Origin of the sequence: Latilactobacillus graminis DSM 20719, assembly GCF_001436415.1 — a bacterium.
Taxonomy (GTDB): domain Bacteria; phylum Bacillota; class Bacilli; order Lactobacillales; family Lactobacillaceae; genus Latilactobacillus; species Latilactobacillus graminis.
Genome location: NZ_AYZB01000061.1, coordinates 1 through 1302, shown reverse-complemented (window position 1 = coordinate 1302; position 1302 = coordinate 1). Strand labels below are relative to the sequence as shown.

The following is a 1302-nucleotide window of genomic DNA, read 5'->3' as shown; positions in this document are numbered from 1 at the left end:
AGTTCACCTCCCGTCTTCCTACGACAGACAGACCGAACTTTTTCTAAAAAAGGTCTGCGCCTGTAGACGCGCTTAGTTTTGAGCATGTTCCATAGATTTTTGGCGCTGGTGGCTCGTAATTTCCGCCTGTACTGCGCCTAAACTACCGGTAAGCATGCCAACAATACGGCGCATGCTGTACATAGTGTTATTTTGACTAGCTTGTTTGCTAGTAATGGCCCGCCGATCAACCTGGGTGGCCCGTTGTCTTTGTACCTGGTTACTGTAGTTTTTCTTTTCGGCAGTAACCTCTTGATCACTTGCCTGGGTAAGCTGCTGATTTAGGTTGGGTGGTAATCGGTGCCCCGGGCGCTCGTGATCAACGTTGGTTTTTGAATTTAATTGATTATTTTGAGTCTCGTTATTGAACGCTGGTCGGTCAATAACTTGCTGAATAGTCTTTTCAAATTTTGGCCGGGCAGTTTGAAAGTTTTTAAGCTCTTGTTCAACAGCTTGTGCGGCCAGGTCGATTTCATTGATGGTGCCAGGCACGTTTTTCAAAGGGGCATTCGGTTTCACCTGAGTACCAGGTGACTGAGACTGTCCAGTCAATCGCTCGGCTTCAGCCGGCGAAATATTTTTGGCGTTATGCTGGGTAACTTGTTCCGGTACTTCCTCCTTCAGTGTCTTTAAAATACTGTTACCGAATTTATAGTACAAACCGTCTTTGCCATACAATTTATTTTGCTCGTAGGTCGGTTTATTATTTGGATTGCCGTAAGCACGTTCGTACTCTTGGGAAATCGGACGCAGACTATTTTTAAGCTGCTCCAGCTGCTTGGGTTGCTGTGTATTTAGATAGAGGTTCGACAACTTATCAAGCTCATTTTTAAAACCGTTTTTTTCGGCATATCCGTAAGCCCATTTAGAACGATTGTCCGGCAACTTTTCAATAAGTACGGCGGTCAAATCTTTGTATTGCTGGGTAAAAAGTTCTCTGCTATTTTTTCCGGCATCGTGCAGAATTTGCTTCATTAAATTCTGACTTTTTGTGAGTTGTGGCTCTAGTTCTAGTAGCTGGTTAACAAATTTAGCCTTGGAAGCCTTAATATCATTCTTCTTTAAACTACCTTTAAATTGCCAGCCTGAGAGGGACCGCTTCTGTTTATCTTGATAATGAATCCACTCACGTGTTGGATTGCGTTCAACATAGCCAACGTGCACATGAATATTGTCTGTATTGTAGTGAACCGCTCCTGTCCACTGACCTTTTAAACCAGACTTTTCTTCCAGTTTATTAATGCTCTCCCGTGTAGCCGCGTA

At 43.7% G+C, this 1302-nt stretch carries 1 protein-coding gene; it reads right to left on the bottom strand.

Translation table 11 applies throughout. The features are described 5' to 3' along the window. Window positions 1-72 precede the first annotated feature (72 nt). Window positions 73-1302 (bottom strand): relaxase MobL (mobL, locus tag FC90_RS09380; RefSeq protein ID WP_057908820.1); only part of this gene is annotated, 1230 nt, incomplete at its 5' end.